The organism is Marinagarivorans sp., assembly GCF_982758155.1.
Map to the genome: position 1 here is coordinate 23,781 of NZ_CEXWTU010000034.1, position 6,000 is coordinate 29,780.

The 6,000-nt window shown below is 49.3% G+C and carries 4 protein-coding genes; all 4 read left to right on the plus strand.

Annotation, left to right across the window (positions count from 1 at the left end):
* The first annotated feature begins 542 nt into the window (after window positions 1-542).
* The 4 genes from AC3A8L_RS06210 to AC3A8L_RS06225 all read left to right on the plus strand — a co-directional run bounded on the left by AC3A8L_RS06210 (window position 543) and on the right by AC3A8L_RS06225 (window position 5,899).
* Window positions 543-2,081 (plus strand): MFS transporter, encoded by a 1,539-nt coding sequence (locus AC3A8L_RS06210; RefSeq protein ID WP_487961365.1) that lies wholly within the window; start codon window positions 543-545, stop codon window positions 2,079-2,081.
* Between the two features lie 235 nt (window positions 2,082-2,316).
* Window positions 2,317-3,861, plus strand: coding sequence for an MFS transporter (locus AC3A8L_RS06215; RefSeq protein ID WP_487961366.1), 1,545 nt, complete (start codon window positions 2,317-2,319; stop codon window positions 3,859-3,861).
* 224 nt (window positions 3,862-4,085) lie between these two features.
* Window positions 4,086-5,330 (plus strand): DUF1552 domain-containing protein, encoded by a 1,245-nt coding sequence (locus tag AC3A8L_RS06220; RefSeq protein WP_487961367.1) that lies wholly within the window; start codon window positions 4,086-4,088, stop codon window positions 5,328-5,330.
* The gene (locus AC3A8L_RS06225) at window positions 5,330-5,899 is read left to right on the plus strand and encodes a c-type cytochrome (protein WP_487961368.1); all 570 of its coding nucleotides are present in this window, start codon (window positions 5,330-5,332) and stop codon (window positions 5,897-5,899) included. The genes AC3A8L_RS06220 and AC3A8L_RS06225 overlap by 1 nt, the downstream gene beginning before the upstream one ends.
* Window positions 5,900-6,000: the final 101 nt, after the last annotated feature.

Genomic DNA, 6,000 nt, shown 5'->3' on the forward strand with positions numbered 1-6,000 from the left:
CTACAGCCATTGGAGCCTCGAGTAAGTGATTAACTACATCAAATCACAACCTTCAATATATCAAAATCACATTCAAGCTATATTTCAAATAACGCTTATAAGACACCCTAATATTACAATCTATGTCCCATCGGCACGCAAGCTAACACAGCAGAAGTTAACCTGTAAATAGAATGAGCATATCTTAAATACCGGATACATTATGGTGTTTTTTAAAGCCACAACTTTCAAGCTGAAGCGCCATTTTAAGCGGGTAGCCCATACATAACGAATGCATTAAGAATCACTAGCAGTCTAGGAGCCACCGATGTGGATGCAAGTCTCTTGCGCTTACAATCCATGCCCTACACCTCAATTCACTCTCCCGATAGCCGACGCTTTATAAGGTTGGCAGTAAATGCTATTGTTCCGCGTCGAAAATTTGACCATTTGGGAGAGCCTGCTTAAGCGCTCAAAGGTACGCAGTTACCGGTTTAAGAAGGCAGATTTACACCGCGCACGATAGCTCGCGGGATATACAAACAATAACAATGAGGTAGACCATGTCTTCAGCTTCTTCTCACAAGCTCTCTTTTATGGAAAAGAGTGGCTACGCGATGGGTGATGCCGCCGCGAACTTAGTTTGGCGGGGTGCGTTAGCGTACATCGCTGTTTTCTATACGGATACTTTAGGTATCTCGGCAGCTGCTGCTGCTACGCTTCTATTAGTTGTGCGCTTATCCGATGGTATTACCGATATTATTATGGGTATGATTGCCGACCGAACCACTAGCCGCCACGGTCGCTTCCGGCCCTGGATCTTATGGTCTGCGCCGGTACTTGCACTGTTTATGGTGCTAGCCTTTACCGCGCCCGACCTAAGTCCCGCGATGAAACTCGTCTGGGCATACTTTACCTATATAGGCCTAACGCTCGCTTACACCGTCAACAATGTTCCTTACTCGGCCTTGATGGGTGTAATGACGCCAAGCCACACCGAGCGCACCGTGCTTTCGGGCTATCGCTTTGCCGGTGCCTTCACCGGTGGCGTACTCGTCATGAGCTTCACCCCCGATATGGTTGCTTACTTTGGCCAGGGTGATGACGTTAAAGGTTACCAGCAAACGTTTTATGTCTTTGCCGGCTTGCTCATTGTTTTGTGTGGCATTACCTTTTTCACCACCAAAGAGCGTGTGGAACCGCCGAAGAGCTCTAGCGAGCAAGATGGCTTTGGCGAGATGTTTAAAAGCATTGGCTTAATGTGTATACCGTTACTCGCTATGTCTTGGTTCTTTGTACAGCGCGACCTTATCAGTGGTATCGCATTTGCCATCATCATTGGCGGCACCGCCATGGTCCTTCGCAAATTTATTAAAAAGCCTGAGAGTGAAACCTCTCAACCCCAGCGCGACCTTATCGATCTGCTCACCAATAAACCTTGGCTAATGATCTTAGGCTTAGGCCTATTTACTATGTTCTATAATGGCATTCGCTTCGGCACTGTGGCTTATTACTTTACCCACTATATGGGCGATGCCAGCTTAGGCGGCAAGTTCTTCTTTGCTACCACCGTCGTCAGTATGTTTGCTGCGATTATTGCGGGCTACCTGACCACATGGATGGGCAAAAAAACACTCTTTGCCATCTCGTTAGTTGTGAGCGGTATATTCACCTGTGGCATTTATTTCGCCAAACCGGAAGATGTGAGCCTGGTCTTTGGCTTGGGTGTTTGCGCTGAATTCTTCGCGGCCTTTATGCCAGTACTGGTCTTCAGCATGCTGGGCGATGCCGCCGATTATTCCGAATGGAAAAACGGCCGCCGTGCCACAGGCCTGCTCTACTCGGCCGGTACCTTCATACAAAAAATGGGCGGTGGTTTCGCTGGCGCACTCGTACTACTCGTATTGGCAAGCTACGGTTACGTCGGCACCGACCCAGACACCATCAGCCAAGCCAAAGAAGGCATGGTGAATTTGATGAGCTGGATTCCGGCTATTTTCTCATTCAGCGCTTTGGCATTGTTGGTTGTTTACCCATTAAACACCCAACGCATGGGCGAAATTGAAAGCGACTTAGAAGCTCGTCGTGCTGCAGCCCAATAACTAATCGTTAACGGCAACAACGAAAACCGCCTTCGGGCGGTTTTTTTATGCGCCAATATTCAGTAAAACTTAACACTTAAAGCCTTGCGGTGGCGCAAAGCCTTTATCGCAGGAATCCTAAGTGCTATCGTGCTCGCAGCCTTGCCTTAGCAATTTAGAAGCGAGAGAAACTATTAGCACGTCGCGGCCTACGGCCTTGGCATAACCGTCATCCCCCTATAATAACGAGACACCTATGACGATAGAGTCATCCAATAAGCTTTCTTTTGTCGAAAAGAGCGGCTATGCCATGGGCGATGCCGCCGCTAACTTAGTGTGGCGTGGCGCACTCGCCTATTTAGCGGTGTTTTATACCGATACGCTGGGTATTTCTGCTGCCGCTGCCGCCATATTAATGCTCGTGGTTCGCATATCCGACGGCATCACCGACATTATTATGGGCATGATCGCCGACCGAACCACCTCCAAGCACGGTAAGTTTCGCCCCTGGATCATCTGGTCTGCCCCCGTACTAGCCTTGTTTATGGTGCTGTCTTTTACTGTAATCCCCGATTTAAGCCCAATCGCTAAAATTGCTTGGGCCTACTTCACCTATATCGGCTTAACGCTCGCCTATACCGTTAACAATGTGCCTTACTCCGCATTGATGGGCGTTATGACACCCAGCCATACCGAGCGCACAGTACTTTCGGGCTATCGCTTTGCCGGGGCTTTTTGTGGTGGCGTACTGATGATGAGTTTCTTGCCGGATATGGTCGAATATTTTGGCCAAGGTAACGACGCCATTGGCTACCAAAAGACCATGTATGTGTTCGCAGGGCTTTTGATTATCTTATGTGCCATCACCTTCTTCACCACCAAAGAGCGCGTCGAGCCGCCGACCCCTAGCGGCTCACTCAAATCTGAATTAGGTGACCTACTTAAAAACTTGCCATTCATTATTACTCCGTTACTGGCAATCACACTGTTCTTTTATTATCGCAATCTAGCATCAGGCCTATTCTTCGCGGTGGTAATGGTTGCGGCATGGGTCGTGATTCAAAAGCTCATCAAAAAACCTGATTCCGAAATCACCCCCTCGCAGCGCGACCTGGTAGACCTGCTCACCAACAAACCTTGGCTTATGATTTTAGGCTTGGGCTTATTCACTATGCTCTTTAATGGCGTGCGCTATACCACAACGGCTTATTACTTTACGCATTACATGGGCGATAAAACCTTAACCGGTAGCTTCTTCCTCGCCACCATGCTCACCTCCATATTCGCCGCCCTTATTGCCGGCTACCTCACCACGTGGCTGGGGAAAAAGACGTTATTCAGCATTTCTTTGGCCGCCAGCGGCGCCTTTGCATGCGCGATATTCTTCGTTAAACCCGACCAAATCACGCTCATTTTTGCGCTGGGTATTTGCTGCGAGTTTTTTGCCGCCTTTATGCCGGTATTGGTCTTCAGCATGCTGGGCGATGCCGCCGATTTCTCTGAATGGAAAAACGGCCGTCGCGCTACCGGCTTGTTTTACTCGGCAGGTACTTTTATCCAAAAAACCGGTAATGGCTTTGCTTCCGCCTTGGTTTTATTGGTATTGGCCGCCTATGGCTACATCGGTAGCGACCCCGATACCATCGCGAACACCAAACACATTATGGTCAGCCTAATGAGCTGGATACCCGCACTATTCTCCTTTGCCGCTTTAGGCTTGTTAGTTGTCTATCCGTTGAATACTCAACGTATGGGCGAGATAGAAAGTGACCTAGAAAACCGCCGGAAGGCAAAAGGTTAGAATTAAACAATGATTGATCAAAACCGCCTTCGGGCGGTTTTTTTGTGCCTGCAGCTTCTTTTAATTATTGAGCGATGCGCCACAGAGCTGCGCACTAAAGACACAAAATAGTTAAGAATCGTGGTTCCACATTCGCGGACACCGTAAACTGTGCAATAAACCACAACATGCTAAACGAAAGCCGTTATCATTCGGCAGTGAATACGTTACCCGAAGGAATGCACATGATCTCTCGCCGCCGTTTTATTCAAGCACTTCAAGGTGCGTCTGTTGGGGTGCCGCTTTATGCCCAGCTAGCGCAGCGTGCTATTGCCGAGACTCAGCCGATACAGCCTAACATCTTGTTTAACTTTTTCCCTGAAGGCATTACGCCCGAGCTGTTCTTCCCGCAAGCAGGGGCTATTAGCCAGCTTCCAGTGATGAGCTCCCCCCTGCAGAGCGTTGCGCAGCACTGCACGATGATTGATGGCATTAGCATGTTTGGCGCTGCCGATATTCATGCCAGCCAAGCGCACCTACTTACCGGCGGAGACGATACTTCTCTTGATAATTACTTGGCTGCCGATTTAAAAATTAAATCCCCTAAAGCCTTTGGCGCGCTGCGCTTGGGGGCGTTTTCCAATCAGTTATCGCAATACAGTAATAGCTTTGCTGGCGGGCAGCAGTTACAACACGAAGACAACCCCGAGCTTGCCTACAAAGTTTGCTTTGGTAACGGCCCAAGCCGCACAGACGCACTCGCGTTAAGCGGCCTAAAAGACACCATAGGTTTAGATGCAAAACTAGTGGTAGAGCAGCAACTGGATGGCTTGGCGAGTATTGCAGCCAAGATTCCACCTCTGAATTTGCGTGGGTTGAACGAAAACCGTAATTTCTCGGATGTAGAAGCCACTGCAGACATTGCAACAGTCACCGATATTCAGCAAGACATCATCGTTATGGCCCTTAGCTGCGGGCTTAGCCACTGTGTTAGCTTTATGTTGGGGCATGCCAATTGGCCGGTTACGCCGCTCGATGGCAAAGGGCGCAGCTCCACTAACTACACCAAAGAAAGCGCAACCCCATATGTACAGTGGTACATGGAGCGCTTACATCGTTTATTGCTTAAACTGCGCGCGCTACCGGGCCAACAAACCAGCTCGTTACTCGATGAAACCTACGTACTCACCTATTCCAACAACGGCATATTGGTCGACAATATGCACGACCGCATGCCCTTTATCTTAAGTGGCGGACACGATTTTGGGCATCAAGGTGGCTACACACTCGACTACAGACAAAATACCAATGCCGGTGTCACTGCCAACCGCGAACATCCTGCGGAGCTAGTAGGTTTGCCGCACACACAACTATTAACATCGGTTGCACAAGCGGTAGGTTTGCACACTGACGGCATAGGCATTACCGAAGCGCGCGGCGGCTTTGACAACGGCCCGCTACCCAACTTTTGGCAAAGGAGTGTTGCGTAATGCAAAAGCTAATCAGCGTTATAGCAATAGCACTGGCCTGTGGTGCCTGCAGCAGTAAAGAGCTTGAAAAAATAGTGACGCCACCGGAGGCACTGAGTACTCAAAGTTCAAGCCAAGGGATTATCAATTCAGAGGATTCATCATCCGACGAATCTATGGCAGTAAGTTCTAACCAAGCCTTTTCTTCCATGGCCGCCTCATCGAGTATTGGTCTACCAGCCAACTCATCCGCCAGTTCATCACCTAACAACACAGGCTCAAGTTCAGTGGCGTATACAGCCTCTTCGGAAGCCGCCGCTAGTAGCTCTAATGATTCAGCCGGCACACCAAGCAGCGCAGCCTCTTCAGAACCCGTTGCAGCAACCCCTGGCGGCGAACAGTTATTCACTGAGCAATGCGCTAGCTGCCACGACCTCGAAAGTAATTTACCTTTTCAAATTGGCGCTAACTTATCGTTCACCGAATTACACCAAACCATCAGTAATACCATGCCCTTTAATAGCAGCAACCACTGCACCGGCGAATGCGCAATGGAACTGGCTTACTACATAGAGAACGCTCGACTCTAAACAGCAAACTGCGCCGGCCCGATGATGGTGCGACGTAGTTTAGGGACGAGGCAATAATAGTTTATCCAATTAGGCGAAGAGGGCCTGCAGGGAAGCAGGTT